We start from the raw sequence: 24,634 nt of genomic DNA on the forward strand, positions 1-24,634 counted from the left end.
CGCCGCAAGGCCTGAAGCTGATTGAACTCGCGACGGGTGTGACCAAGGAAGAAGTCATCGCCAATACCGAAGCCGCACTGGATGTGAGCGCGGTATAGATGCTTGGTGAGTAACGACAACGGCGTCGGCTGAATAATCAGCCGGCGCTTTTTTTATGAGCCTTTCAGAAAGACACAAGGAAACCTATGCGCGAAATCGCAAGCATCGAAGCACTCAACGAACTGGTCGGACAGGAAGTCGCCGTCAGCGACTGGATCGAAGTCACGCAGGAGCAGGTCAACCTGTTCGCCGACGCCACCGGCGATCATCAATGGATCCACGTCGATGTCGAGCGCAGCAAGCGCGAATTGCCGTTCGGCGGGACCGTGGCGCACGGTTTCCTGACGCTGGGGCTGCTGCCGAAAATCATGGGACAGAGCATCTCCATGGGCAATGTCAAGATGCTGCTCAACTACGGCCTCAATCGCGTGCGTTTTCCGGCGCCGTTGCCGGTTGGTAGCTCGGTGCGCGGACGCATCGTCCTGCAATCGGTCGAAGAGATCCCCGGCGGCGCGCAGGTGGTATGGGAAATCACCATGGAGCGCGAAGACAGCGACAAGCCGGTGTGCGTGGCGGAGTTCATCGTTCGCCGCTACTGACCGGATGCCGGTTCAGTAAGAACCGGCGATCACCATGGCGGCGCGTTGGCAAAGTTTGCACGGACAGATTCACGATCGGGCACCGTTTTTTGCGGCGCGCGGTGAGCGAAATGCCGGATTCCAGGCGAGCTGCCTGCGCGCCTTGGCGTTGCTGACTTCCGCGTTGTCTTCCGTAATGTTGAATACGCCGACGGCTTCCTTTTGCAGCGCCAGCAAGGCCGCGTGCGCTGCCGCCTCCACGTGCACCGGGCCGGCGCCTTTTGCTTCCATGGTCCAGGTTCCGGGGCCGTAAAGCTGGCCGTAACGCAGCACCGTACCCGCCAGGCCGGGCGCTTGCAACACTTGTGTTTCCAACGCCACGACGCCGTCGATGCTGACGCGACGAGCGCCTTCGGCGTTGACGTCCAGCGCGCTTTCTTCCATGTAGGGTTGCTTGCCGTTGGCGTAGGCCCAGGCGATGCTCTGGGCGATCATGTGCCTGGCGCCTGCAGCGAGGGCGGCGGCAATCAGATTGCGCGTGCCTTCGTTGCGCACGCGTGCATTGCGCTGGCCGGCCTCGGCCATGGCTTGCGGATCGAGCTGCTGCGGAAGATCGGTGAGCTGATGGATCACCACGGCCGGGGCAATCCGCATCAATTCCGCGGCGAGGGCTTGCGCATCGAAGACGTCGACCACGACCGGCACCGCGCCCAGCGATTCAAGTTTATCCGCGCGCGCCTGTCGGCGCGTGCTGCCGTACACCTCATAACCCGCGTCAACCAGCAGCGGGACCAGTGCCGTACCGATGGCGCCTGCTGCGCCGGCCAGAAATATTTTTTCGCCCATCATGTTCCCTTTTCATTGGAACACTTAGTCTAAGGTCGCAGGTGGCTGTAAAGAAGGGCCAAAAATGGATTCAATGACTAGGCCATGATTCCGGAACGCGGGAGGAGAACGAAGCGAAGCAGGGGTGAAAAGCGGACGACGCAGCAACGCTGTCCGCCCAAGCGGTCAATGCGCAGGCATCAGCGCTTCTGGTATTGCGTATTGCCGAACAGGATGTCTCTCGCCTTGTCGTCGGTCAGCGCCTTGCGCTTGTCGGCCAGCACGGTGACGCCGCGTTGCACGGCGGGACGCGCGTTGATGGCGTCGAACCAGCGTTGCACATTGGGGAAGTCGCTCAGTTCTATGCCCTGGTTTTTCCACGAACGCGTCCACGGGAAGCAGGCGATGTCGGCGATGGTGTATTCGTCGCCGGCGAGGTAGGCGGTCTTCGACAATTGCTTGTCGAGTACGCCGTACAAACGTTTGGCTTCGTTGCTGTAGCGGTTGACGGCGTAGTCGATTTTTTCCGGCGCATAGATGCGAAAATGGTGGGCCTGGCCGAGCATCGGGCCGAGGCCGCCCATCTGGAACATCACCCACTGCAGGACGTTGAATTTTTCACGGTCGGTGTCGCCGAGAAACTTGCCGGTTTTGCCGGCCAGGTAAATCAGGATCGCGCCCGATTCGAACATCGAAATCGGCTTGCCGTCGGGACCGTCGGAGTCCACGATGGCGGGGATTTTATTGTTCGGGGAAATCTTCAGGAAATCATCGGTGAACTGGTCGCCGGCGCCGATGTCGATGGCGTGGGCGCGATAGTCCAGGCCGCATTCCTCCAGCATGATGTGGACCTTGTGGCCGTTCGGCGTGGCCCAGCTGTAAACGTCAATCATGGTCTTCCTTATTCAACTAATAACAAGGCATTCTTCGCAAGTCTTGCTCGCGAAGAATGAGTGGCAGATAAGCCGGCTTAGTGTAGCCGAAGGTGTTGAAATGCGCTGACGGAGGTGCGTTTCAGATGGTGTCAGCTGCGCGAAAAACGGCGCGTGATGGCATAGCTGCGCAAGCGCGTGTAAGCATGGAACAGATGCGCGGCACGGCGGCGCGGCGACAGCTGGACGGCGCTGTAATGCGACTGCTCCCTGGGTTGCCAGCGTAGCTTGGAGTAGTCCTGGCCGGTCGATAAATTGACGCATTCGAACGCATTCTCGATTGCCCATCGCATGGCATGCACAACGACTGTGGTCATGATGCTGTATTGGCGCCATTCGATATCGTAACCGGAGTAGTAAAGATATAGCTGACGATCGCAGATAAAACCCAGGCGAATGGCGACGACCTGCTTGTCGACGACGACCTGAAAGATGCGCAGACAATCGCGTTGCGCCATGTCAAGCGCGTAGGCGGACAAGAAGTCGCGGCTCTTTTGATCGGCAAATACGTTGGCGTGCTTCACGCTGTTGACGACGTCGGCGCGCATGGCGTGCAAGCGGAAAAAATGTTCCATCGCGTCGGCGACGTCGTGCGGCGCGCTAATGATGCGCAGCTCATGTCGCACGTTGGCGCGTTTGAGAGAGTTGAAGCATTTGCGGATGGCTTCTTTCATGTTGCGCGACAAACCAGCTTTCAATTCATCCCAGGACGGTGGCAGCGGCACATAGTAAAACGGTCGAGCCTTGCACGGCGGCGTTCCCGGGGAGGCCAGTTCGGCGGCTTGTGTTTCGCTCAATCCCGGCCATTCAACCCAATCCCATAATCTCTGGTTGTGCCGCAAATAGTCTTGGATGGCTGCCATTGCATTGCTGGCGTAGTGCGGATCGCATATGAAACCACGGATTTCCGTGATGTTGGGATCGGCGCCGAAGAATTGCAGCACCCGGATGCCAAAGGCGCCGATGCCGGGACGCGTGCTGATCATCATCGGTGCAATGGCGACCAGTTCATTTTCCCGATTACGAAACGCAAAGGCGTGCAGTTCGTCGTGAATCAGCATCTTCCTGGCGCGAAGATGTTGCCACCACAAGATATTCCAGCGCGCAGTGGTGAAGGGCACGTGGAGAGATTGTCTTTTTTCGAGCGCTTCCCATTCGCTGGTCAACGCGATCAGGCTCTCTATATTTGTGATGATCTCAAGTTGCAATTCATCGAGCTTCTCTAAGTTTTGCGTGAACTCACGTCGCATGCTTCCCTTGTTTTTATTGTCGACACCATAGGGATTCTCGCAGATATGTGGGACAAAATTAACAAGTGTTAAGAAAAATATCTATGTAAATCAAATCCTTGTGAGTAGGTTGTGTTTTTCTGCAGTGAAGATTTCAGATAGCGTATCGGTAGCGCCCTGGCTTAACGCAGTTTTGATTTGCACGAATTGTGCCGCAGGCGTTAGCGCCAGATGTTCTGCCCATGCCAATGCCTGATCCAGTGCAGCGCCATCCGCCGCCACCTTGTTGACGACGCCGGCGGCCTGCAAGCGCGGTACATGGATTGGCTGGGCATCGAAGAAGATTTCGGATACCAGTTGTGGTGGCAGCGCCTTTTGTAGGAACCAGCCGGCACCACCGGCCGCGCCGACGTTGCCATGCGTGGCGCTGATGGAAAACCGGGACAACGCCTGATTCTGATTTGCGTCAGGACGGCGGTTGTGCTGGTGGCAGAGCAGGGCATGCGCTGATTCTGAGGATGCTTCAGTTCCAATGAACAGCATGTCGTTTGCGCGGACGACATCAATCCGGAATCAATCCTATCCCTTCATTAAACACGATGTGTCCGAATATGTTGATGGGCATATAATCATCGTTCGGGATTTTCAATCCTATAAACGTCCAGATAATCGTCGCCACATCCTTGACGTCCTGACGACCGAAACTACCTCCCTCATCCACCCGGCGCTTGATGAACTTGGTTACGCTCGATGCGATCGGACGCAGCGCCAGTCCGGTGGCAACCACATTTCCGGTCAGGGGAACATAGCCCCCCAACTCGAGCAGCTTATGCACTGCTGCGCCTATGTCCTTCGCGATCTGCTTATCCTGCTCCGTCCAGTCGCCGTGAACATTCATGAGTTGAACGGACAGATCACCAATCGGATTTTCCAGCGCCTTGTCGAGGTTATGCAGAAACAGCTTCAGCGTATAGCCCGAATAATCCGTCAATATGCTGGGGGTGACATCGACAGGCACTCGCCTGACGCCTCCCGAAGGATCGATTTCGGAACCGTCATCCTGCTTTATCCAATATGGCTGTCCCCGCTCATAGACTTTTTCAAGCAAATCTTCCATGGTTTTCTCAAGCGATTTTTCAAGAAAATCCTTCAGCGTCGGCGGCGCATACCATTTCATGCCCTTGTCGCGCAACAACATCGATGCCGCCTTGTCCATCCCGGCCATATTGATCACGCCGTATTCGTCTTTGTCGGGCAACGTTTGCATGTCGTTCAACTGCCTGGCCAGTTCCAGTTGCCAGGTGAAATCGCTGGCTGATGCGGCCATCTCAGGACGAAATCTTCTGAGGTAATTTTCCGCGAGCCTGACATAGCGTATGTCGGCGCCGGCGATGGTTCGTATCGATTGAAACACCTGCGCCTGCAACACGTCGGGCGTTGGTTCTTCGTCCTCCTTCGCGACGTCGGAGGGACGGTGAGGATGCAACAGGGGGAAGTTGTTGTCGATAATATGCTTCCAGTCGTCATAAACTTCGAGCATCTGCGCGATGGAGATCACGATCGATTTTCGTTCACCGTCATGTTCATGTCCCTCATCCAGAGCGTTCATTTTCATCACCAGCGGGTTGATCTCCATGGCGTTGGCGGCGATGTCGAGAATATGCTTTTCACTATAGACATAATCCGCCGTGATCCTGTCTCGATAGGCCAACGCGGACATTTCCCACGCCGCTCTGTCGATTTTCCTGAAATCCTTGTTACTGTTATCCGATGTCGTCAGCGTCTGAATATCTTTCAGCCGATTGATCTGCTCGATATACATGGACCTTTCGGTATAGCTGGAAGACGCCCCATGCCCCAGCGTTTCATGCACCACATCCACTGCTCTTTTATAGTGTAAGAAATCCAGGCAGCCTTTGTTGATGGAACAATCGTTTCCATTGATGATCCGGCTGGACATGTCCACCAGCAATTGCTTCAGATCGATTCTTTCCGCGCGGGTGACGATGGAAATGATATCCGGCTCTTCTTTCTCCAGATCCATTTCGCTCAACACGGTTCTGACGGATTCTTCGGAGACATGCGCATATCCCGAATGTTCCGATTGATCCACCTGCATCAGCCAGTACAAGGCTCTTCCCTCGCGATTGAGGGCATGCTCCTGTTTCAGATGCTGCGGTCCGAGCTCCACATAGTTTTTATTGACCATGTTGACCATTTTCATGTTCAGCTCATGCATTTCGCCTGAACTGGCTGTGTCCACATAAAAATTCCCCAGCATGGCTTCCGAGCGCGACTGTATGAAGTGAGCGTCATTCAACAGGCGCACTCTGGCCGCTTGCGCAAAATACATGAAGAAATTTTCACCGCTCTCTATCTTCATCGGTTTCGTCTGGAAGAAGTCGGTTTTATCATCGGCGTGCTCAAGCAGATAATCGAAGCCGTGTTCTGTTTCTCCGTTTTTCGATTTGCGCTCGCTTCTGCTTCTGAGCTCGATGTGCCGCTTGATGACGTCATGCGTGTCTCCGTCCGAGACGACACCGCGGAACCACTCGTTCAATTGAGCTTCATCTTTAAATTCGAAAAACGGATTGTCTGCTCCGATGAAATAGAGAACGATGAGTTTATTTTTTTTGTCGGTAAATTTGATGATGTCGTGAAACGCACTTCCCAGCACATTGAAATTCTCAACGATGACATCGGGAAAGCGGGCGATATTGTTCTTGATCGTCGTGGCCTCTTCGGCAGTTATGCCCGGCCGCTGCAAGTCCGCCTGATAACCCGATTTCAATGATTTCAAAAAAGCCAGCCGCAGCAGTTCAGTGGCCTGTTGCGTTAATTCATATTCATACTGGCTTAACGACACCATGAAGTGACGCCTGATATTCTCCGTCAGCAGTCCAAAATTATTCAGTCCCGACTGCCCGTCTGTTTTTCTGCTCCAGTAGGTTTCGTACTTCGCCCCAAGACCGGCGGCGTTCTTCTGCAGATTCGTGTAATACCTTTTTTCAAATGGAACGGTCTCCCGGTTGGCCGGAACTTTGATTTTCGGATCTGCCTGCAATATTTTCAGATCGTATAGTTTCAGTGTTTTTATCATTGCGTGAAGCACGCTGCGATTGTTTGCCAGAGAAAACGTGAACGGATCCACATTTTTTTCCTTTTCCTCGTGCACATCCATGAACCGGTGCTGCTCATTGAGCATGGTTCTGGGCACGAGAACACGCAACGTGTCCGCGAGCTTCTTCACCGCCGGCGCGTCCCCTGTCAATATGAGCTTTGGCTTGTAGTCTTCATCCATGAAAGTGACGCGCATGTGACGGCTGTCAAGAAAAGACTGGGTTTTAAAATAAAACCTGTTGACGCTATTATTTTCAAGCGTTCTGCCGTCGTCGCCGTCCAGCGACACCGGTACCCATATGCGCATCGGCACATGGTCGTCCATCGCTACGATAGTCCCTTTTTGCCCTGGATACAGGATGAAGCTGCCATATTTGAATTGATCGTCGCTATCGGTGTGGCGACCGAAGCTGACAAATTTCTTCACTTTTCTGACATCCGCACGCAAGGCTTTAATCTGCCTGTCAAGATCGTTTTTTATGCTTGTGTTTGATACAGGAACGATGAGCGTGATGCTGACCTGGCTTTCTTCATCTCCGTATGTCAAGGTTTTTGTTTTTCCTTCCGGATTGACAAAGGATGCCGTCAGTTTCAGGTCCAGGTTAGCTTCAAGAACGTCAATTCCTGCGCTTCCCTCATTCGTGCATGTTGAAAAATCGAATTTGAAATCGTCGCTCCATACTTCTTCAATGAAAAGCCGCGTGACGTCATCATTTACGGTAAAGATTTTCAAATGAGCGATGCTGTCATACTCGACATTGTCCGGATGCAGTCTTTCATAGTCATCGAGAGAAAAGACTTTCAGATCATCGTTCGATGCCGCCGGCATCGAATAATCGGCCATCATCACGTCACGAACGAAGGTATCGTCAGGCAGGATATTGTCGAATGGCGACGGCCCTTCTGTCGTCGACGCCTCGGGACTTTCCGTCGGCGCCGCTTCGCCGTCGTCTGCATCGTTTCGCCCGGTCCCGGACAGATAGGCGATTGCGGTTCCTGCTGCCGCGCCGACAGCAAGTATGGCCGCGACAGCAGCTCCCGCAAGCGCCCTTAAGGGATTTCTTTTGATCCAGCCAATTGCACCGCCTCCTCCCGCAGCCTCGACCAGTTTCCGCGCGGCTACCTGTACGTCGTCATCTGCTCCTTCATCGACCGGGGCTTCCACATCCGCCTGTCCCCACAACGCCATAGTTACTCCCGTCGTCGTGAAGGTAATCATCGGTATCGTTTCACCGTTGTTTGCAGCGCCCGTCGTCCGGGGGCCGACGGATCGCACTGAGGACTCCGAAGAGTCGGCCTGACGCGCTGAAAACACCGATGCCGGCAGTTCCGGGTCCGATATCGTGGCGCTTTGCGCAAAAAATTCATTAAGATCCGACGTCACATTTGCCACCGCCTGGCCTGAATGTGCTCCTCTGTCCACGCTTCCAACCGGTGGTTCCTGCCCCTCAAAAAAACGCAGGCCGGGCAGAAACAATGGTCGCACGTCCTCGGAAAGATTCATCTGCGCCGGCTGTTCCGGCGCGGGCGGTCGTGCTGCAGCCAACAGTTTTTCCTTGTGCGCCGCGCTGACCGGCATCTGCCATGAGGTCCTCGCCGAGGCGCCGTTCCGGTTGACCTTGTGCGCCTGGAACCGTGCCAGATAAGGCGACGAATCAACAAATTCCACATGAATGAGGTGCAGTTCCCCGGTCTTGTTTGCCCACCGCCGCTCGGAAGCTTCAGCGTAGCTGGCGTGACCCGCGGGCTTGCCGTGCGTCAGCAGAGGATTAGGCTTTCGCGTAGAGGAAACCACTCGCCATTCTGCTCTGGCGAGCGCATGGGCTTGACCGGCCTGCTCCGCTTCTGCCGCCCTGACCGCGCCGGCTGTCGCGTTGTGTGTCTGCGGAGGATTGCCGACGGCCGATTGCAGGCCGCCATCCGGACCGATGAAATCCAGCTCATAGGTCACTTCAACCGGCTCCTTGCTGTCGGCCGCATTCTTAAATGACGCTACGTTTTTTTCAAAGACAGTGCTGCTCCCGTTCTTTTGCCCGATCGAGATTTGTACCGTGCGGACAGAGTCGGGAAGCTGCGCGGCATCTGCCGTCACGTTCGCGTTCACGCTTGCATTCGCGTTCGCGCTGCCCGAGGTTTCCGTGAACATTCTGATTTCTTCTTCCAGATTGCCCGCTTTCTCCTGCAGCAATCTGACGACATTGTCCTCACCGGCATGTTCGTCCTGCGGCTCGCCCAGCCTCATGAGCGCAGTCGTCTGCGGTCTGGTCTCCCGACGCGGAACCGTGTTGTAATTATTCCAGTAATTCTGCACCTCGCTGCTTGTGTGCGACCATAGCATCAGCATATCGGCAAGGAGGCTGCGTCCCGGCTCCGGCGGGGGATAATCCTGTTCCGACGGCGGCTGGTCCGCTGCCCATATCCACCAGGCGTCATTGAATATCGAATTCCCCTGCGGCAGCCTGCCGCGCGTGAACAGGTTCCACATGTCCCGAAGCGCTATTGTCAGCGCCAGCCATAAAGGACGCGCCAGCGGCGCGCTCCAGTGCGACAACAGTCGCGCGATCGTGACCGCGCCCGTGAAGATCAGCAGACGCCCGATATCTTCGGCGTCCGCTTCCGTCGTGCCGCTCTCACCCGGCAGGCTGTCGATGAAATCGGGCCCGACGGGCTCCTCTTGCGCCAGCACCCGGCACCCGATCTGTATCCACGCCAGCGCCAGCAATAACTCCCGGAAACCTTCCATCACCGTCAGTCCGGGATCATCCGGATATTGATGCCAGTAAGGTTCTGCAGCTTCGCTGTCTTCCTTTTGACGGCAGCAGGATATCCAGGCGTCGTCAGGCCGGCACTCAGGAACTTCCTCCTCATCATCGTCCTGCACAATCGCGCGTCTCTCGATCCCGGAAAACGGACCGGCCTGCGCGGTTCTCTTGCCTGGCTCAGCCTTGTTCTCGGGCCGCTCTTCATCATATGTGGTAGGCATGGTCAATTGTCCTTGCTAGAAGGCAGCTCATCAACCGGCATGCGATGTTAATTTTCCGAAGAGGGAAAACTCGCGCTCACGCGGGTTGACGACATGCGTTCTGATGAGATGGTTGTGCAAGACTCGCGGTCTGACAGAAGGATGCTGTCGTTATGCAGATTACCGAATCATCGCGGCAAGGGTCAATAGAAGGAAGTCCAGAACGCCGTCGCGAACGGTACCTGAAAGGGCAGCGTGTCGCTCAGCGCATCCCATTCCGGCGCCAGCGCGGCCAAGCCTGCAGGGGAGCACCCGGCGGCGCATCCGCTGTTTCGGTTTTGCCTTTGCTGTTGTTGTCCTGCGCATTCTTCTGACTCATCGTGGACAATGCCGCCATCTTGAAAGGAGGTGGCGGGCAATCTGAAAATCAATCTGTGATGCCGGCCGGATCCGGAACTCAGGTTGTTCCGGGACGCTTGGTGAGCAAACGATGCTTTTCCGAAGAGAAGGATTCGTTCAGTGTAGTAGAGGAGGCATTGCCAAGTAAGGTCTTGAACTGTTCAAACGCAGCCGGGGCGGACGCCAGCGCCGCCGACAACTGCTCGGCCCATGCCAGCGCCTTGTCCAGCGCGGCGCCGTCTGCGCTCAGTTTGTTGACCAGTCCGGCGGCCTGCAGGCGCGTTGCGGTAAGCGGCTTGGCGTCGAGCAGGATTTCTGCGGTCCATTGCTGCGGCAGGCGTTGCGGCAGGAACCAGCCGGCGCCGCCGACGGCCCAGGTGCCGATCTGTGCGGGAGAGATGCCGAAGCCGGCGTTCTGGCCGGCCACGATCAGGTCGCTGGCCAGCGCCAGCGAAAAACCGGCATCGACGGCAACGCCTTCGACCGCGGCGATGATCGGTTTGGGAAAGCTGCGCATGGTTTCGATCAGGTTTTGCAGGTTTTCCAGAACCAAGACTTGGGTTTCCAGGTCCTTGCCGGCTTCCACGCCGCTGCAAAAACATTGATCGGCGCCGGTCAGCACGATGGCGCTGACGGAGTCGTCGCGTTCGGCTTTCGACAGCGTTTCGATGGCGGCAGCGACAACGCTGCCGTCCAGCGCATTTTGTCGGCCCGGATTGGCGAAGATGAGAACCAATGTGGCGTCGTGTCGGCTTGCTTTGAGTTCGGCGGTCATGGAGTCGCGTTTTTCGTTGTTGTGATTTTTGTCAGGGAGATGACGCCTTACAGTTTCGCCAGCCGGTCCAGCGCCAGGCGCAGGGTTTCGTCTTTCTTGGCGAAGCAGAAGCGCACGATGCCGGATTCTTTCGGCGTGTTGTAGAACGCCGAAACGGGAATGGCGGCAACGCCGATTTCCGTGGTCAGCCATTTGGAAAATTCGGCTTCGGGCAAGTCCGAAATCGCGCCGTATTCCACGCACTGGAAGTAGGTGCCTTCCGACGGCAGCAGTTTGAAGCGCGTGTTTTTCAGGCCTTCGCGGAACAGATCGCGCTTGTGCTGGTAGAAGGCCGGCAGGTCGACGTACGGCGCCGGGTTCGTCATGTATTCGGTCAGGCCGTATTGCACCGGTGTGTTGACGGTGAAGACGTTGAACTGGTGCACCTTGCGGAATTCTGCGGTCAGGGCGGCGGGCGCTGCAACAAAGCCGACTTTCCAGCCGGTGACGTGATAGGTCTTGCCGAAACTGGAGTTGATGAAGGTGCGCGGCGACAGTTCGGGATGGCGGCACAGCGACTCGTGGCTCTGGCCGTCGTAGACCATGTGTTCGTACACTTCGTCGGACAGGATCAGGATGCCGGTGTTGCGCACGATGTCGGCCAGCGCGTCGATGTCGGCTTTCTTCAGGATGGAACCGGTCGGATTGTGCGGCGTATTGACCATGATCAGGCGCGTCTTGCTCGTCACCGCGGCGGCAACCTTGTCCCACGGCACGCTGTAGCCTTCGCTGGTCACCGTCATCTGGACGAAGACGGGAATGCCGCCGGCCAGCTCGATCGCCGGTACGTAGCAATCATAGGCCGGTTCGATCACGATCACTTCGTCGCCTGCATGGACCGCGCACAGGATCGAGGTCAGGATGCCTTGGGTGGCGCCGGCGGTGACGGTGATTTCGCTGGTCGGATCGTAGGCATGGCCATGCAGCGCCCGGATCTTGTTCGCAATCGCTTCGCGCAGGACCGGTACGCCCGCCATCGGCGGATACTGGTTCAGGCCAGTTTTCATCGCCTGGGTGACGGCATCGACCAGCGCCGGATCGCAATCGAAATCGGGAAAACCCTGGCCGAGATTGACCGCGCCTTTTTCACTGGCGAGCGCCGACATGACGGTGAAGATGGTGGTGCCGACCTTGGGCAGTTTGGAAACGATGTTGACGGGCTGGCTCATTGCTGAAATCTGAGAAATGGGTAGGCGGACAGGATGGCAAACGTACAGAGATGGCATTTTAGCCGGATTTGGGGCGTCGTTCCGACTTGGTGCGCGGCATGCCGGCGTCTGTGTTGCGATGGCGCCGGTTATGCGGACGCCGGTTGGGCATCCCCGGTATCCAGCGCGGCATGCCAGGTTTGCGGCGTCATGATGGCGAACATGTTCTTGCGGGCGGTTTTCTTCGCCAGCTTGAGCAGGGCTTTGTCCTTGGTGATGAGCACGTCGGCTTCGGCCTGCAGCGACAGCTCCAGAAATTTCTGATCGTCGGGGTCGGTGCATGCCGGCAGGCCGAAGGTGTTGACGACCGCATCCGGCAGGCAGGCAATCAAGCGGTCGAACTCGGCGCGGATGGCGGGCTTGTCGTCTTCCTTGAGCGGCAGGTGAGGGTAGTTGAGCACGACCAGCCATTCCATGCGGCAGTCTGCGCGAGTGACGGCATGGACTTCGCGGTTTTCCATGGCCTGCAGCAAGCGCGCCCAGCGCGGGTCGCGAAAAACGAACAGATCCAGGCAGACGTTGGTATCGAGGACGATGCGGCGCGTCTTGCGGGCGTCGACATGGATGTCGGATGCGGACGCGCCGCCGGAAATGGCAGTGCTTGTTTCTGTGCTAATTGTCAAAACCGCGTGCTTTCGTAGTATCTGCCGGAGCGACGGGGGCGCTCAGATCGTTGCCTGCTTCAAGGACGTCATAGCCCTGATCGCTCACGCGCCAGAATTGATGAATGTCGACCGCCACCAGGCCGCGGTCGTGCAGCAGGCGTAGATGGTGCAGGATCAGCTCCGGCGGGGTGTTCTGCGTGGCGAGATTGGTCTGGATTTTCTCGACGTCGCCGTAGGAGGTGCCGAATGAGGACAGCGTTTTCAAGATATCCGCCATCAATGATTTGTCGCGTTTCATATAGCCTCCTGATGTGGTCGAATCGTGCAGGGATCTTTCGTCAATCCGCTTCGTCGCCTGCATGCGATGTCGAGGGCGATGGTTCTTGCTTTTTTCCTGCCTTGCTCCATAAGCAAATACTAATCCATGTTTAATCGGAACGCATTTAAAAGCATTATTCTTTCTGTCATCTTGTGTTCTTGTCCATCGGCCTCGTGCATGGCCGAACCGGCTTGCGCCGCGAGCTTGCTGCCGGTCTGGAAGGCTATGCCGCCAATGACGCTGATGATGTCGACGATTTTCCTGGATTGCGTCCGGTAAGACGGCTTGCACCGGTTTCGGTATCATTACGAAAAATTCAAACGGATCCTCCCCATGCTCATCGTCTTATCGCCCGCCAAATCCCTCGACTACGACACCCCGCCCACCACCGACCTGCATACCAAGCCCGATTTCATCGCCCGTTCCGCCGAGTTGATCGAAGTGCTGAAAGAAAAATCGCCTGCGCAGATTTCCACGCTGATGGGGATTTCGGATCAGTTGGCTGCCCTGAATGTCGAGCGCTATGCTTCCTGGTCGCGCAAATTCACGACCAAAAACAGCAAGCAGGCGGTGCTGGCTTTCAACGGCGATGTATATGAAGGTCTCAACGCCGCTTCGCTTTCCGTGAGGCAACTCGATTACGTGCAAACGCATGTGCGCATCCTGTCGGGTCTGTACGGCGCCTTGCGTCCCCTGGACCTGATGCAGCCGTATCGCCTGGAAATGGGCACCCGGCTGCAGAATCCGCGTGGCAAGGATTTGTATGCGTTCTGGGGCGAGGACGTCACCAAAGCGCTCAATGCCGAACTGGCGCAGCATAAATCCAAGGTGCTGGTGAATCTGGCGTCGGAAGAGTATTTCAAGGTGATCAAGACCAAGGTGCTGGACGCCAGGGTGATTTCCCCGGTCTTCGAAGACTGGAAGGACGGCAAGTACAAGATCATCTCTTTCTACGCCAAGCGCGCACGCGGCCTGATGGCGCGATACGCGGCGCTCAAGGGCGTCAATCAGGCCGAGAAGCTGAAGAACTTCGACCTGGATGGTTATGCTTTCTATGAAGCGGCGTCGAGCGAGACATCATGGGTGTTCCGCCGGCGCATTGGGAACTGAATCGGGCTTCATCAATGAAAAACGCGCCTGCCGGCGCGTTTTTTTTGCCATGATCAGAATTGATCCCAATGATTCGGATCGCCGGCCGGAATCTGCAGTCGCCGCGACGGATGGTCCGCGGCAAGTTCTCTCGCTGCGGTGGTTTTAACCTCGACCGACAGATTGTCGAGCTTGAATACGCCCACTACTTGCGCCAGTGTCGCTGCCTGGTCTTGCAGCGATTGTGCCGCGGCGGCAGCCTCTTCCACCAGCGCGGCATTTTGCTGCGTGGCTTCATCCATCTGTCCTATGCTTTGATTGACTTGCGCAATGCGATCGCTTTGCGCTTTGCTGGCATTGGCGATGTCGCTGACGATGTCGGTCACGCGTTTGACGCTGTGGACGATATCTTGCATGGTCGATCCGGCTTGCGCCACCAACCTGCTGCCTGCGTCGACTTTGGTCACCGAGTCATTGATCAGCGATTTGATGTCTTTGGCGGCGCTGGCCGAACGCTGCGCCAGGTTGCGCACTTCCGTCGCGACCACCGCAAAGCCGCGGCCTTGCTCACCGGCCCGTGCGGCTTCCACCGCCGCATTGAGCGCCAGGATATTGGTTTGAAAGGCAATTCCGTCGATGACGCTGATGATGTCGGCGATCTTCTTGGACGAGGCGTTGATGGATTCCATGGTGTCGACGACTTGCTCGACCACGCTGCCGCCCTTGGCTGCGACATTGGAGGCGGAGGCTGCCAGTTGATTCGCCTGGTGGGCATTGTCGGCATTTTGCCTGACGGTGTCGGTCAGGTCTTTGATGGAGGCGGCCGTGGCTTGCAGCGATGACACTTGCTCGTCCGTGCGCGTCGAGAGATCGACATTGCCGGTGGCGATCTGGCGCGATGCCGTGGCGATGGTGTCGGTGCCGTGGCGCACCTGGCTGACGATCTTGAGCAGGCTGTCGTTCATGGTCTTGAGCGAAACCATCAACTGGCCGGTTTCGTCTTTGCTGACGGAATGCATATCCACTGTCAGGTCGCCTCCGGCGACGTGTTGCGCAACGAGGACGGCTTGTCGCAATGGCCGCACCACCAGGCGCGACACCCAGATCGCCAGCAGGAGTCCGAGCACGATGCAACTGGCCAGCAAGCCGACGATCATGGTGCGGGAAGAACTGAAGATATCGCGTGCGCGTGCATCGGCGACAATGCTGCCATGCTGATTGATGGCAACCAGCCGATCCGCGTCGGCCAGCATGCGGAAATACAAGGGATTGAATTCATTCATCTGGACCGCGTAGGCATCCGCGATTTTGCCGGTGCGGGAAATGGCAAGCATCTTCTTTTGTATCGGAAGGAGCGCATCGAACTCTTGCGTCAGTTTTGCCGCAGCCTCCTTTTCTTCGCTGGTGCCCGCCAGAGGAGCAAAATCAAGCAGTTTTTGCTGGAAGGATTTGTTCTGTACGTTGAGTTCCTGCTCATTCTGGAGAGCGCCGCTTTCGCTGGTCGCAAGGATGTGCTGGAGCTGGATGGCGCGTATGCGCGACAGTGCGGTCTGGAGTTCCTGTGCGACCTTGATGCTGGGAAGCCAATTGGTCGCGATTTCTGCGGAAGCGCTATTGAGCTTCGCCAACTGATGGACGGAAAAGGCGCCCAGCGCGGTAGTGAGCCCGAGGACCAGCACGAAGGACGCCAGCAATTTTTGGGAAATCTGTAAATCGTAAAACCATCTCATCTCACTCTCCTGTTGGGCGTAGCCATGCGCACCACGCGCGCAGCGTGATGCAATTTTTCAGGAGATCAGTGAGAGAGAATCGGGTGACGCCTGGTCTTGGTGCGTGTAGCCAAGCATTCGGTATTGATTGTTTATTCTATGGCGATGTCTGGCCTTCAACTAGCCAATTTTCAAAATAACAACATTGTTTACTGAAATAATGATGATTACGGCAAGCCGACACAATGCGTTGCGATCCGTGCCGGCAATGCCGCGCCGCGCGAGGGGCATGAAAAAAGCCCTGCAGTGCAGGGCTTCAAAAGGATAACTGATCGACATGATCGGCATCCAAGGTTTTTGAGTGTGCTTGTGGCCGGTGGTGATTTACCAGATCTTCCACCATGGTTTGGCTTTGACATCTTTCGGACCGCCGGTGTAGTACGGGCTGTTAGGGTAGGTGGCCTGGATCACGCGCTCGGTGTCGTCGCGCAATTGCTTCTGCCCCAGTGCTTCGTAGGAACGCATCATGATGAACAGCGCTTCTTCGATTGCCGGTGCGTCAGGGTAATCCTTGATCGCGGCCTGGGAACGATTGACGGCCGACACATAGGCGCCGCGGCGATAGTAGTACTTGGCGACGTGGACGTCGTATTGCGCCATCGCATTGACCAGATACTTCATGCGGGCCATGGCGTCAGGGGTATAGGTGCTGTCAGGGAAACGTTCCGCCAGCAGCTTGAACGAGTCAAACGCATCGCGCACGGCCTTGGGGTCGCGTTCGGTGTTGTCCTGATCGGTGAAGGTGTCGAAAATGCTGGTGCGGTCGTTGAAGTTGATCAAGCCGCGCAGGTAATACATGTAGTCGACGTTGGGGTGGTTCGGGTGCAGCTTGATGAAGCGGTCAACTGCTGCCAGGCCCTGCGGCTGGTCGTTCAGGCGGTAGTAGGCGTAGGCGATATCCATCTGTGCCTGCTGCGCATACGTGCCGAAGGGATAGCGCGATTCGAGTTTCTCGAAGTACTTGATTGCCTTCTCGTAACCGCCGGCGGTCAGTTCATCCTTGGCTTCCGAGTATAATTTGGACGCGGACCAACCGATCGTCTCGTCTTTTTGTTCAGGCAGCAGGCCACATGCGGACAAAGACAGGATGAATGCGACGGTAAGCAACTTCAATAAGATTTTTTGCATGACGTATGAGCAGTTTGAGCGGGTGCAAAGAAACAAGAAATTTCAATCCACTGATTATAGCTGATGTCACGTACCACTCCCCCTAAGGTTGCAAAAGCTTTTGCAGCCGAACCTATCGAAACAGACGCGGGAGATGACGCGCTCGACGAAATCGTCGACGAGGTTGCAGAAGGCAACGAACCGATTACCCTCAGGCTGACCGACGACGACTGCGGCAGCAGACTCGACAAAGTCGTGTCCACGCTGGTGCCGCAATACTCGCGCAGCCGCATCCAGCAATGGATTGAAGCCGGTTTTGTGACCGTTGACGGCAATCCCGCCCGCACCAAAATGACGGTGCTGGGCGATGAAGTGGTGATCATTACACCCCAGGCTGCGCCGGAAGATACCGCCTTCCAGCCGGAGCCGATGGCGCTGGACATCGTGCATGAAGACAAGGCGATTCTGGTGGTCAACAAGCCCGCCGGACTGGTAGTGCATCCCGCCGCAGGCAATTGGTCGGGCACGCTTCTTAACGGTTTATTACATCATTTCCCGGCATTGGGCGGGGTGCCCAGAGCCGGCATCGTACACCGGCTGGACAAGGACACCAGTGGCTTGATGGTGGTTGCCAAGACGCTGGCGGCGCAGACCGATCTGGTGCGTCAGTTGCAGGCGCGCACGGTCAAACGCCGCTATCTGGCGCTGGTCTGGGGCACGCCGCAACTGTCCGGCACCATCGACGGCGCCATGGCCCGCCATCCGCGCGACCGCATCAAGATGGCCGTTTCGGAGAGCATGAGCGCCAAACCGGCCATCACCCATTATCAGCGTGTTGCCGTGGGCGCATTGGACGGTCGCGCGGTCAGTCTGATGCATTGCCAGTTGGAAACGGGGCGTACGCATCAGATCCGCGTGCACATGCAGTCGCTGGGTTTTGCGCTGGTCGGCGATGCGCTGTACGGCAAGACTCATCTGATGCCGTTCTTCCCGCGTCAGGCGCTGCAGGCGTGGCGACTCGGCTTGGTGCATCCGACCAGCGGCAAGTCCTGCCAGTGGGAAGTCAAGTTGCCGGAGGATTTCACCGAGCTGCTCGGTCGCGCGGGCATTGATATTGACGTCCTCAAGACACTGGACGAGTGATTTTATGGAACTGCTGATTCCGGATTGGAACGATCGCCCGGACAATGTCGGCGCCCTGAGCACGTTGCGTCAGGGTGGCGCGAGTCTGGGGCCGTATGGCGACGGACAGGGCGGTGGCGGGCTGAATCTTGGCGTGCACGTGCAGGATGCGCCTGAACACGTTGCCCATAACCGCCATTTGCTGCGCAGCATTCTGCCGGCGGAGCCGGCCTGGCTCACGCAAGTGCATGGCGTCAACGTTGTCGACGCTGCCGACGTCCGGGATGCCGTGGAGGCTGACGCCTGCGTGTCAACGCAAGCCGGCGTCGTCTGCGCCATGATGACGGCCGATTGTCTGCCGGTCTTGTTTTGCGATGCGGCCGGCAAGGTGGTCGGCGCTGCACACGCAGGCTGGCGCGGCCTTGCCGCAGGCGTGCTGGAGCGTACCGTGGACGCCATGCGCCAACGCGGGGCGGGCGAAATCCTTGCCTGGCTCGGTCCGGCCATCGGGCCTGAAAAGTTTGAAGTGGGGCAGGACGTGGTCGACGCCTTTGTCTCGCACGACGTGGCCAGCCGCAGCGCCTTCGTTGCGATCCCCGGCCGCGCAGGGAAATTCCTGGCCGATATCTATCAGCTTGCCCGGTTGAGGCTGGGACAGGCCGGCGTGGCACGCGTTTCCGGCGGCGGCTTTTGCACGGTCGGCGACACGCGCTTCTATTCGTATCGCCGCGACAAAGTCACCGGACGCATGGCTTCGCTGATTTGGCTCAGATAGCCAGCCGGGTTCACGTCTGCCGCTGCAATTGCTCCAGCAATTGCCGGGTGTGGCCGGGCAGTTCCAGCGCATTTCTGACGCAAATCAATAGTTGGCGCTTCGCCCATGCATCGCTGAGCGGGATGCACTTGATCGCCATGGTTTTCTGGCAGCGCAATGCTGCCGTGGCAGGAATGACGCCGATGCCGACTTCGCGTTCCACCATGCGGCAGATGCCGTCGAAGCTGCGCAAGCGAACACGGTATTGCAGCCGTTTTCCGGCGCGGGTCGCGTGCCCGGAAAGATGCTCCTGCAAAGCGCTGCCGCCGCTCAGTCCGACAAAATTCTCTTCAATGACTTCCGCGAATGCCAGTTGCTTGCGGCGCGCCAACGCATGCCTGCGCGACATCACCACCATCAGATGATCTTCGCGAAACGGCATGGTGTGCAAATGTCCGGTATCCACCGAATCGGCGACGATGCCGATGTCGGCGACGCCGTCGATGATCGCCTGCACGATTTCATGGCTGAGCCGTTCTTCCAGGTCGATATCGATGCAAGGATTTTGCGCCAGGAAAGCGCCCAGCGCATCGGGCAGGAATTCGGTGATGGCCGCGGTGTTGCCCAGCAGGCGGATGTGGCCTTTGAGGCCGTGCGCATACTCGCTGAGTTCGTCGCGCATCATGTCCATTTGCCGGAGCACGCTGCGCGCGTGATGCTGCAGGGCGCGGCCGGCGTCGGTCAACTGCACGCCGCGCCGTTCCCGCGTCAGGACGGCAACGCCGAGCGCGTCTTCCATGTTGCGGATGCGTGCACTTGCGGACGCCAGCGCCAGATGAGAGCGTTCGGCGCCGGCGGTGATGCTGCCGGTTTCGGCAACGTGCAGGAAGAGGCGCAGATCGTTCAGGTCGAGGCGGGTGCTCATCGTGTTCGGTATCGGGGGTGAATGGGCATGGACGGCAGCCTCAGGCTCGGCCGAAGGCTGGCTCAGTGTATTCCAGATTTTCCGTCGTGACGATAGCTGGCAGACTTGCTTCATGTTGAGTGGAGGAACGATGCACACAACTTTGTCTTTTGATGCCGCGCACGTCGCTGTGTTGTCGGCGGTGACGGCCATTTTCTTGCTGGCGGGTTTTGTCAAAGGCGTGGTCGGCCTCGGCTTGCCGACGGTCGCGGTCGGTTTGCTGGGATTGTTCATGCCGCCGTTGCAGGCGGCGGCATTGCTGATCGTGCCGTCGCTTGTCACGAACGTCTGGCAGTTGCTGGCGGGAGGGCGTTTCGTCTGGTTGTTGCGCCGGCTGTGGCTGATGCTGATCGGCATCGTTGTCGGGACCTTGTTGGGCGCGCGCTGGATTAGCGGCGACGACAGCGGGCAGGCGACGGCGGCCTTGGGGGCAGCTCTGATCGTGTACGCGGTATTGGGGTTGGCGGCAGTCAAATTCTCGGTATCGGCAGGGACGGAAAAATGGCTGTCTCCCGTCATCGGTCTGGCGACCGGCCTGGTGACCGCGGCGACGGCGGTCTTCGTCATCCCGGCGGTGCCCTATCTGCAGGCGCTTAATCTGGAAAAGGATGAGCTGATCCAGGCGCTTGGCTTGTCGTTCACCGTATCGACCATCGCCATGGCGGCCGGTCTGGCGCAGGGCGGGGCGTTGCAGATGACGGGCGCGGCGGTATCGCTGATGGCGTTGGCGCCGGCATTGGGCGGCATGTTTATCGGTCAGTGGCTGAGGTCGAAAATTTCAGCCGTGCTGTTTCGCCGCTGTTTTTTCATCGGTTTGCTGATGCTGGGTTTGCATCTGGCTTTTCATTTCTGGCGTTGAGCGTGAGGCAGTTGCCGCAACATGGCGAACTGCAATTCGAGATTGATCAGGCAGAAATTTCGAAACTCTTCTATTGGCGGTTTCTCGCCGCCATGTAATTCTCGCAATCCATTGACGGCGCCGGATCTGACGCGGCGAACGCGGTTGCGATGCGATCCGGTCGCTCCTTGTTTGCGATTCAGGACTCGCTTTTATTCCCGGCGCTTGCGTCGCCGACCGGCCCCGGTCCTGCGTCTTGCGCGGCTTTCAATTTTTCCTTCATTTGACGATTCCGCTTGCGTTGCGGTGTACCCATCAGGTATAAAACAATTGTCAAAGGAAATACGCCGTACAGGAAAAACGTCACGATTCCAGCAATGGCGGACTGTTCGGTAATCGACATCATGAAGACGACATATAACCAAGCGATTGCGACGATGTACATTGTGGTTTCCGGCTTTTCAGGCTGAGCGACAAACCGTAACAATACGCGAAAATTGTAGAAGCGAGCATGAATAAGCATAACGCGCAGAATGCGCAGAATGTCCCTCCCGTCTTTTCAGCATGGTTAAACCAGTTGTCTGATCCCAAGGTGTGGCAATCGTGGCCGATGCCGGCAATGCCGGCCGGGCAGCTCGATGTGCAATCGATACAGGCGAAGCTGAATGATCTCGGCGCCACGCTCGACCCCGCCGATGTGCTTCGCTTGCAGCAGGATTATGCCGATCAGTTTGCGGGTTTGTGGCAGACCGTCATGAGCTCCAAAGTACCTTCGGTTTCCGACCGGCGCATGTCGGCGCCGGCCTGGCAATCCAATCCGTTCTACGCATTCCAGGCCGCGGCTTACCAGCTCAATGCGCGCTTCCTGACGTCGCTGGTCGATGCCGTGCAATCGACGGACAAGGTCAAACAGAAGTTGCGTTTTGCGGTGCAGCAAATGATCGATGCGCTGTCGCCGGCAAACTTCCTCGCCACCAATCCCGAGGCGCAGCAAAAGATCATCGACACCAAAGGAGAAAGCCTGACGCGCGGTATTGCGCAATTGTTTGCCGATCTGCAAAAGGGGCGCGTATCCCAAACCGATGAAACCGCTTTCGAAGTCGGCAAGGATGTGGCGACGACCGAGGGTTCGGTGGTGTTCGAGAACGCGCTGTTCCAGCTCATTCAGTACAAGCCGCTGACCAAGACGGTGCATGCGCGCCCGCTGCTGATCGTGCCGCCCTGCATCAACAAGTTTTACATCCTCGATCTGCAACCGCAGAATTCGCTGGTGCGTTATGCCGTGGAGCAGGGCAATACCGTTTTCCTCGTGTCGTGGCGCAATGCGGATGCTTCGCTGGAAACGACCACCTGGGATCAATACGTCGACGATGCCGTGGTGCGCGCGATTCATGTGGTCCAGGAAATCTCCGGACAAGAACAGATCAACGCCCTCGGCTTTTGCGTCGGCGGCACCATCCTCTCTTGTGCGCTGGCAGTGCTCGCGGCGCGCGGCGAAGAGCCGGTGGCGAGCCTGACCTTGCTGACGGCATTCCTCAATTTCCTCGATACCGGCGCCATCGACGTGTATATCGACGACGTCCAGATTCAGATGCGCGAGCAGATGATCGGCAAGAGCGGCCTGATGTCCGGACGCGATTTTGCGACCGCTTTTTCCAGTCTGCGTCCCAACGACCTGCTGTGGAATTATGTCGAGTCGAATTATCTCAAGGGCGAGGCGCCGCAAGCTTTCGACCTGCTGTACTGGAACGCCGACAGCACCAATCTGCCGGGGCCGATGTTCTGTTACTACCTGCGCCACATGTATCTGGAGAACGCGCTCAAGGAACCGGGCAAGCTGACCATTGCGGGCGAAAAGATCGACCTTTACAAGCTCAACGTGCCGTCGTTCATTTACGCTTCGCGCGAAGATCACATCGTGCCGTGGGCTTCGGCTTACGCCTCGACGGCGATTCTGAATGCAAAGAAGCCGGCCAACAACCGTTTCGTGCTGGGCGCATCCGGTCACATCGCCGGCGTGATCAACCCGCCGTCGAAGAACAAGCGCAGCTACTGGACCAACGACAAGATCGGCGCCGACCCTGACGCCTGGTTTGCCGGCGCCAAAGAACACCCCGGAAGCTGGTGGACGGAATGGTCCGCCTTCCTCGCCAAGCATGCCGGAAAACAAATTGCTGCACCGAAAACTGCAGGCAATGCCAAGCACAAAGTGATTGAACCGGCTCCGGGGAGGTACGTCAAAGTCAGATCCGAATAAAAGACCCAGAAAGTTCAGCAAGCAGTTCAGCAAGCAGTTGAGCAATGCGAGGATGCGGTTTCATAAAGACGGTTGCATGAGCGAAGCAAGCGAAATAGCAAGTCGTCGTCATTCTCTGTAGTTATCCACCCGACACAAATTAGGAGGCAGGACATGGTTAAGCGAATCGCATATGTGACAGGCGGCATGGGAGGTATCGGTACCCCGATTTGTGCCCGTCTTTGCAAAGACGGTTATACAGTGGTCGCCGGTTGCGGTCCCAACTCGACCCGCAAGGACAAATGGCTGGCCTCCATGCGCGAACAAGGTTTTGACATTCACGCATCCGAAGGCAACGTCGCCGATTGGGAATCGACCAAAGCAGCTTTTGAGAAGGTCCGCGCCGAGATCGGTGAGATCGACATTCTGGTCAACAATGCCGGCATTACACGTGACGGCCAGTTCCGCAAGATGACCAAGTCCGACTGGGACGCCGTCATCGACACCAACCTGAACTCGCTCTTCAACGTGACCAAACAGGTCATCGAAGGCATGGTCGACCGCGGCTGGGGTCGCATCATCAACATCTCTTCCGTCAACGGCCAGAAAGGCCAGTTCGGTCAGACCAATTATTCCACGGCCAAGGCCGGCATCCATGGTTTCACCATGGCGCTGGCGCAGGAAGTCGCGACCAAGGGCGTGACGGTCAACACCGTGTCGCCAGGCTATGTCGGTACCGACATGGTGCGCGCCATCCGTCCTGAAGTCCTGGAGAAAATCGTGGCGGGCATTCCGGTCAAGCGTCTGGCCGAGCCGGAAGAAATCGCTTCGATTGTTGCCTGGATTGCATCGCAGGAAGGTGGTTACGCCACCGGTTCCGATTTTTCGCTGAACGGTGGTTTGCACATGGGCTAAGTGTTGTCCGTACTTGTCCGGGCGGCGGATTCTCGGATTTGCCGTCCTGGTTTGGGCAAGTGATGGGGGAAACTGCGTACTTGTATGTTTTCGCAGTTTCCCGCCTATAATGCGATACGCCAGCGGGCCGACATCAACACAATAATACGAGCCTGCTTAATAGCTGAAAACAGACTGGAATTTCAGATGACAAGTGCAAAAAACTCTGCAGAGCGTTTAATTAAAAAATATCCTAATCGCCGCCTGTACGATACTCAAACAAGTTCTTACATTACCTTGACCGACGTGAAGCAACTGGTCCTCGACAACGAGGAATTTGCTGTCGTCGACGCCAAGAACGGCGATGATCTGACTCGCAGCATTTTGCTGCAGATCATCCTGGAAGAGGAGTCGCATGGCGCGCCCATGTTCTCCAGCGCCGCGTTGTCGCAGATTATTCGTTACTACGGTCACGCCATGCAGGGCATGATGGGATCGTATCTGGAGAAAAACATCCAGGCTTTTATCGATATTCAAAACAAGCTGGCGGAAAACTCCAAAGGTTTCTATGAAGGCAAGCCTTTCAGTCCTGAAATGTGGACCCAGTTCATGAACGTCCAGGGCCCGATGATGCAAGGCATGATGAGCAACTACATCGAACAGAGCAAGAGTCTGTTCATCCAGATGCAGGAGCAAATGCAAAGCCAGACCAAGAATATGTTCGGCACATTCCCATTCGTCCCCACCGATCCGGGTAAAAAGTAGACATCCTGTCAAGGCGGACGGGCCGTTTTGCGGCCTGCCTGCCCATCCAAGGGTACAATAGCGGCT

22 protein-coding genes and 1 pseudogene are annotated in these 24,634 nt (G+C 57.2%); 9 read left to right on the forward strand and 14 right to left on the reverse strand.

All coding sequences use genetic code 11. The annotated features are described in order from the left end of the window. Together PMI16_RS25680 and PMI16_RS03370 are read left to right on the forward strand one after the other, a co-directional pair. Positions 1 to 98: pseudogene (locus PMI16_RS25680) on the forward strand (succinyl-CoA--3-ketoacid-CoA transferase); the annotation flags it as partial. An 87-nt stretch (positions 99 to 185) separates the two neighbouring features. Further along, a complete protein-coding gene (locus PMI16_RS03370) occupies positions 186 to 638 on the forward strand; it encodes a MaoC family dehydratase (protein ID WP_007876408.1) in 453 nt (150 codons plus the stop codon). A 69-nt stretch (positions 639 to 707) separates the two neighbouring features. Here the strand turns inward: PMI16_RS03370 and PMI16_RS03375 are convergent, their stop codons facing one another. The 9 genes from PMI16_RS03375 to PMI16_RS03415 all read right to left on the reverse strand — a co-directional run bounded on the left by PMI16_RS03375 (position 708) and on the right by PMI16_RS03415 (position 13,009). After that, entirely contained in the window at positions 708 to 1,463 is a 756-nt protein-coding gene (locus PMI16_RS03375) for an NAD-dependent epimerase/dehydratase family protein (RefSeq protein ID WP_007876410.1), read from the reverse strand. Between the two features lie 179 nt (positions 1,464 to 1,642). Further along, the gene (locus PMI16_RS03380; RefSeq protein ID WP_007876411.1) at positions 1,643 to 2,335 is read right to left on the reverse strand and encodes a glutathione binding-like protein; all 693 of its coding nucleotides are present in this window, start codon (positions 2,333 to 2,335) and stop codon (positions 1,643 to 1,645) included. Between the two features lie 131 nt (positions 2,336 to 2,466). Further along, positions 2,467 to 3,624, reverse strand: coding sequence for a GNAT family N-acetyltransferase (locus PMI16_RS03385; RefSeq protein ID WP_007876412.1), 1,158 nt, complete (start codon positions 3,622 to 3,624; stop codon positions 2,467 to 2,469). A gap of 90 nt (positions 3,625 to 3,714) precedes the next feature. Then, the gene (locus PMI16_RS03390) at positions 3,715 to 4,146 is read right to left on the reverse strand and encodes an enoyl-CoA hydratase-related protein (RefSeq protein WP_007876413.1); all 432 of its coding nucleotides are present in this window, start codon (positions 4,144 to 4,146) and stop codon (positions 3,715 to 3,717) included. Between the two features lie 19 nt (positions 4,147 to 4,165). Continuing rightward, positions 4,166 to 9,706: a dermonecrotic toxin domain-containing protein gene (locus tag PMI16_RS03395; protein ID WP_007876415.1), complete on the reverse strand. Its 5,541-nt coding sequence runs from the start codon at positions 9,704 to 9,706 to the stop codon at positions 4,166 to 4,168. Between the two features lie 436 nt (positions 9,707 to 10,142). Then, on the reverse strand, positions 10,143 to 10,859 hold the full coding sequence (locus tag PMI16_RS03400; RefSeq protein ID WP_007876416.1) for an enoyl-CoA hydratase-related protein: 717 nt from the start codon (positions 10,857 to 10,859) through the stop codon (positions 10,143 to 10,145). A 47-nt stretch (positions 10,860 to 10,906) separates the two neighbouring features. Beyond that, on the reverse strand, positions 10,907 to 12,067 hold the full coding sequence (locus PMI16_RS03405) for a pyridoxal phosphate-dependent aminotransferase (protein WP_007876422.1): 1,161 nt from the start codon (positions 12,065 to 12,067) through the stop codon (positions 10,907 to 10,909). A gap of 128 nt (positions 12,068 to 12,195) precedes the next feature. After that, positions 12,196 to 12,729, reverse strand: a complete 534-nt coding sequence (locus PMI16_RS03410) for a putative toxin-antitoxin system toxin component, PIN family (protein ID WP_007876423.1) — start codon at positions 12,727 to 12,729, stop codon at positions 12,196 to 12,198. Next, on the reverse strand, positions 12,719 to 13,009 hold the full coding sequence (locus PMI16_RS03415) for a hypothetical protein (protein ID WP_007876425.1): 291 nt from the start codon (positions 13,007 to 13,009) through the stop codon (positions 12,719 to 12,721). Before PMI16_RS03415 ends, PMI16_RS03410 begins: the two co-directional genes overlap by 11 nt. A 354-nt stretch (positions 13,010 to 13,363) precedes the next feature. Between PMI16_RS03415 and yaaA the strand changes: the two genes are divergently transcribed. Next, a complete protein-coding gene (gene yaaA / locus PMI16_RS03420) occupies positions 13,364 to 14,140 on the forward strand; it encodes a peroxide stress protein YaaA (protein ID WP_007876426.1) in 777 nt (258 codons plus the stop codon). A 53-nt stretch (positions 14,141 to 14,193) separates the two neighbouring features. Here the strand turns inward: yaaA and PMI16_RS03425 are convergent, their stop codons facing one another. The 3 genes from PMI16_RS03425 to PMI16_RS03430 form a co-directional block, all read right to left on the reverse strand. Further along, positions 14,194 to 15,849, reverse strand: a complete 1,656-nt coding sequence (locus tag PMI16_RS03425; RefSeq protein ID WP_007876427.1) for a methyl-accepting chemotaxis protein — start codon at positions 15,847 to 15,849, stop codon at positions 14,194 to 14,196. Between the two features lie 159 nt (positions 15,850 to 16,008). After that, positions 16,009 to 16,167, reverse strand: a complete 159-nt coding sequence (locus tag PMI16_RS25685) for a hypothetical protein (protein ID WP_157212510.1) — start codon at positions 16,165 to 16,167, stop codon at positions 16,009 to 16,011. A gap of 45 nt (positions 16,168 to 16,212) precedes the next feature. After that, on the reverse strand, positions 16,213 to 17,016 hold the full coding sequence (locus tag PMI16_RS03430) for an outer membrane protein assembly factor BamD (protein WP_007876429.1): 804 nt from the start codon (positions 17,014 to 17,016) through the stop codon (positions 16,213 to 16,215). A 63-nt stretch (positions 17,017 to 17,079) separates the two neighbouring features. Between PMI16_RS03430 and PMI16_RS03435 the strand changes: the two genes are divergently transcribed. After that, positions 17,080 to 18,138 carry an RluA family pseudouridine synthase gene (locus tag PMI16_RS03435; RefSeq protein ID WP_007876430.1) on the forward strand — a complete coding sequence of 353 codons (1,059 nt, stop codon included), beginning with the start codon at positions 17,080 to 17,082 and terminating at the stop codon, positions 18,136 to 18,138. A 4-nt stretch (positions 18,139 to 18,142) separates the two neighbouring features. Continuing rightward, positions 18,143 to 18,892: a peptidoglycan editing factor PgeF gene (gene pgeF / locus PMI16_RS03440; RefSeq protein ID WP_007876432.1), complete on the forward strand. Its 750-nt coding sequence runs from the start codon at positions 18,143 to 18,145 to the stop codon at positions 18,890 to 18,892. 10 nt (positions 18,893 to 18,902) lie between these two features. Here pgeF and PMI16_RS03445 read toward each other — a convergent pair whose 3' ends face one another. Further along, positions 18,903 to 19,796: a LysR substrate-binding domain-containing protein gene (locus PMI16_RS03445; RefSeq protein ID WP_007876434.1), complete on the reverse strand. Its 894-nt coding sequence runs from the start codon at positions 19,794 to 19,796 to the stop codon at positions 18,903 to 18,905. Between the two features lie 130 nt (positions 19,797 to 19,926). Here PMI16_RS03445 and PMI16_RS03450 point away from each other — a divergent pair, with 130 nt between their 5' ends. Then, on the forward strand, positions 19,927 to 20,694 hold the full coding sequence (locus PMI16_RS03450; RefSeq protein WP_007876436.1) for a sulfite exporter TauE/SafE family protein: 768 nt from the start codon (positions 19,927 to 19,929) through the stop codon (positions 20,692 to 20,694). 178 nt (positions 20,695 to 20,872) lie between these two features. Here the strand turns inward: PMI16_RS03450 and PMI16_RS03455 are convergent, their stop codons facing one another. Next, positions 20,873 to 21,118, reverse strand: a complete 246-nt coding sequence (locus tag PMI16_RS03455; RefSeq protein ID WP_007876438.1) for a hypothetical protein — start codon at positions 21,116 to 21,118, stop codon at positions 20,873 to 20,875. Between the two features lie 66 nt (positions 21,119 to 21,184). On the opposite strand from PMI16_RS03455, the gene phaC reads away from it, so the two are divergent. The 3 genes from phaC (at position 21,185) to phaR (ending at position 24,568) form a co-directional block, all read left to right on the forward strand. Beyond that, positions 21,185 to 22,930 carry a class I poly(R)-hydroxyalkanoic acid synthase gene (gene phaC, locus PMI16_RS03460; protein WP_007876440.1) on the forward strand — a complete coding sequence of 582 codons (1,746 nt, stop codon included), beginning with the start codon at positions 21,185 to 21,187 and terminating at the stop codon, positions 22,928 to 22,930. 153 nt (positions 22,931 to 23,083) lie between these two features. Beyond that, positions 23,084 to 23,824, forward strand: coding sequence for a 3-ketoacyl-ACP reductase (locus PMI16_RS03465; protein ID WP_007876442.1), 741 nt, complete (start codon positions 23,084 to 23,086; stop codon positions 23,822 to 23,824). A 186-nt stretch (positions 23,825 to 24,010) separates the two neighbouring features. After that, complete coding sequence (gene phaR, locus PMI16_RS03470) at positions 24,011 to 24,568, forward strand: polyhydroxyalkanoate synthesis repressor PhaR (RefSeq protein ID WP_007876444.1); 558 nt, start codon at positions 24,011 to 24,013, stop codon at positions 24,566 to 24,568. Positions 24,569 to 24,634: the final 66 nt, after the last annotated feature.

This window comes from Herbaspirillum sp. CF444, from assembly GCF_000282135.1.
Taxonomy (GTDB): domain Bacteria; phylum Pseudomonadota; class Gammaproteobacteria; order Burkholderiales; family Burkholderiaceae_D; genus Herbaspirillum.

Bases quoted from the DNA above. Each gene is read 5' to 3' on its own strand.
- PMI16_RS03370 (WP_007876408.1), top strand. From the start codon at position 186: ATGCGCGAAATCGCAAGCATCGAAGCACTCAACGAACTGGTCGGACAG.
- PMI16_RS03375 (WP_007876410.1), bottom strand. From the start codon at position 1,463: ATGGGCGAAAAAATATTTCTGGCCGGCGCAGCAGGCGCCATCGGTACG.
- PMI16_RS03380 (WP_007876411.1), bottom strand. From the start codon at position 2,335: ATGATTGACGTTTACAGCTGGGCCACGCCGAACGGCCACAAGGTCCAC.
- PMI16_RS03385 (WP_007876412.1), bottom strand. From the start codon at position 3,624: ATGCGACGTGAGTTCACGCAAAACTTAGAGAAGCTCGATGAATTGCAA.
- PMI16_RS03390 (WP_007876413.1), bottom strand. From the start codon at position 4,146: ATGCTGTTCATTGGAACTGAAGCATCCTCAGAATCAGCGCATGCCCTG.
- PMI16_RS03395 (WP_007876415.1), bottom strand. From the start codon at position 9,706: ATGCCTACCACATATGATGAAGAGCGGCCCGAGAACAAGGCTGAGCCA.
- PMI16_RS03400 (WP_007876416.1), bottom strand. From the start codon at position 10,859: ATGACCGCCGAACTCAAAGCAAGCCGACACGACGCCACATTGGTTCTC.
- PMI16_RS03405 (WP_007876422.1), bottom strand. From the start codon at position 12,067: ATGAGCCAGCCCGTCAACATCGTTTCCAAACTGCCCAAGGTCGGCACC.
- PMI16_RS03415 (WP_007876425.1), bottom strand. From the start codon at position 13,009: ATGAAACGCGACAAATCATTGATGGCGGATATCTTGAAAACGCTGTCC.
- yaaA (WP_007876426.1), top strand. From the start codon at position 13,364: ATGCTCATCGTCTTATCGCCCGCCAAATCCCTCGACTACGACACCCCG.
- PMI16_RS03425 (WP_007876427.1), bottom strand. From the start codon at position 15,849: ATGAGATGGTTTTACGATTTACAGATTTCCCAAAAATTGCTGGCGTCC.
- PMI16_RS25685 (WP_157212510.1), bottom strand. From the start codon at position 16,167: ATGTCGATCAGTTATCCTTTTGAAGCCCTGCACTGCAGGGCTTTTTTC.
- PMI16_RS03430 (WP_007876429.1), bottom strand. From the start codon at position 17,016: ATGCAAAAAATCTTATTGAAGTTGCTTACCGTCGCATTCATCCTGTCT.
- PMI16_RS03435 (WP_007876430.1), top strand. From the start codon at position 17,080: ATGTCACGTACCACTCCCCCTAAGGTTGCAAAAGCTTTTGCAGCCGAA.
- pgeF (WP_007876432.1), top strand. From the start codon at position 18,143: ATGGAACTGCTGATTCCGGATTGGAACGATCGCCCGGACAATGTCGGC.
- PMI16_RS03445 (WP_007876434.1), bottom strand. From the start codon at position 19,796: ATGAGCACCCGCCTCGACCTGAACGATCTGCGCCTCTTCCTGCACGTT.
- PMI16_RS03450 (WP_007876436.1), top strand. From the start codon at position 19,927: ATGCACACAACTTTGTCTTTTGATGCCGCGCACGTCGCTGTGTTGTCG.
- PMI16_RS03455 (WP_007876438.1), bottom strand. From the start codon at position 21,118: ATGTACATCGTCGCAATCGCTTGGTTATATGTCGTCTTCATGATGTCG.
- phaC (WP_007876440.1), top strand. From the start codon at position 21,185: ATGAATAAGCATAACGCGCAGAATGCGCAGAATGTCCCTCCCGTCTTT.
- PMI16_RS03465 (WP_007876442.1), top strand. From the start codon at position 23,084: ATGGTTAAGCGAATCGCATATGTGACAGGCGGCATGGGAGGTATCGGT.
- phaR (WP_007876444.1), top strand. From the start codon at position 24,011: ATGACAAGTGCAAAAAACTCTGCAGAGCGTTTAATTAAAAAATATCCT.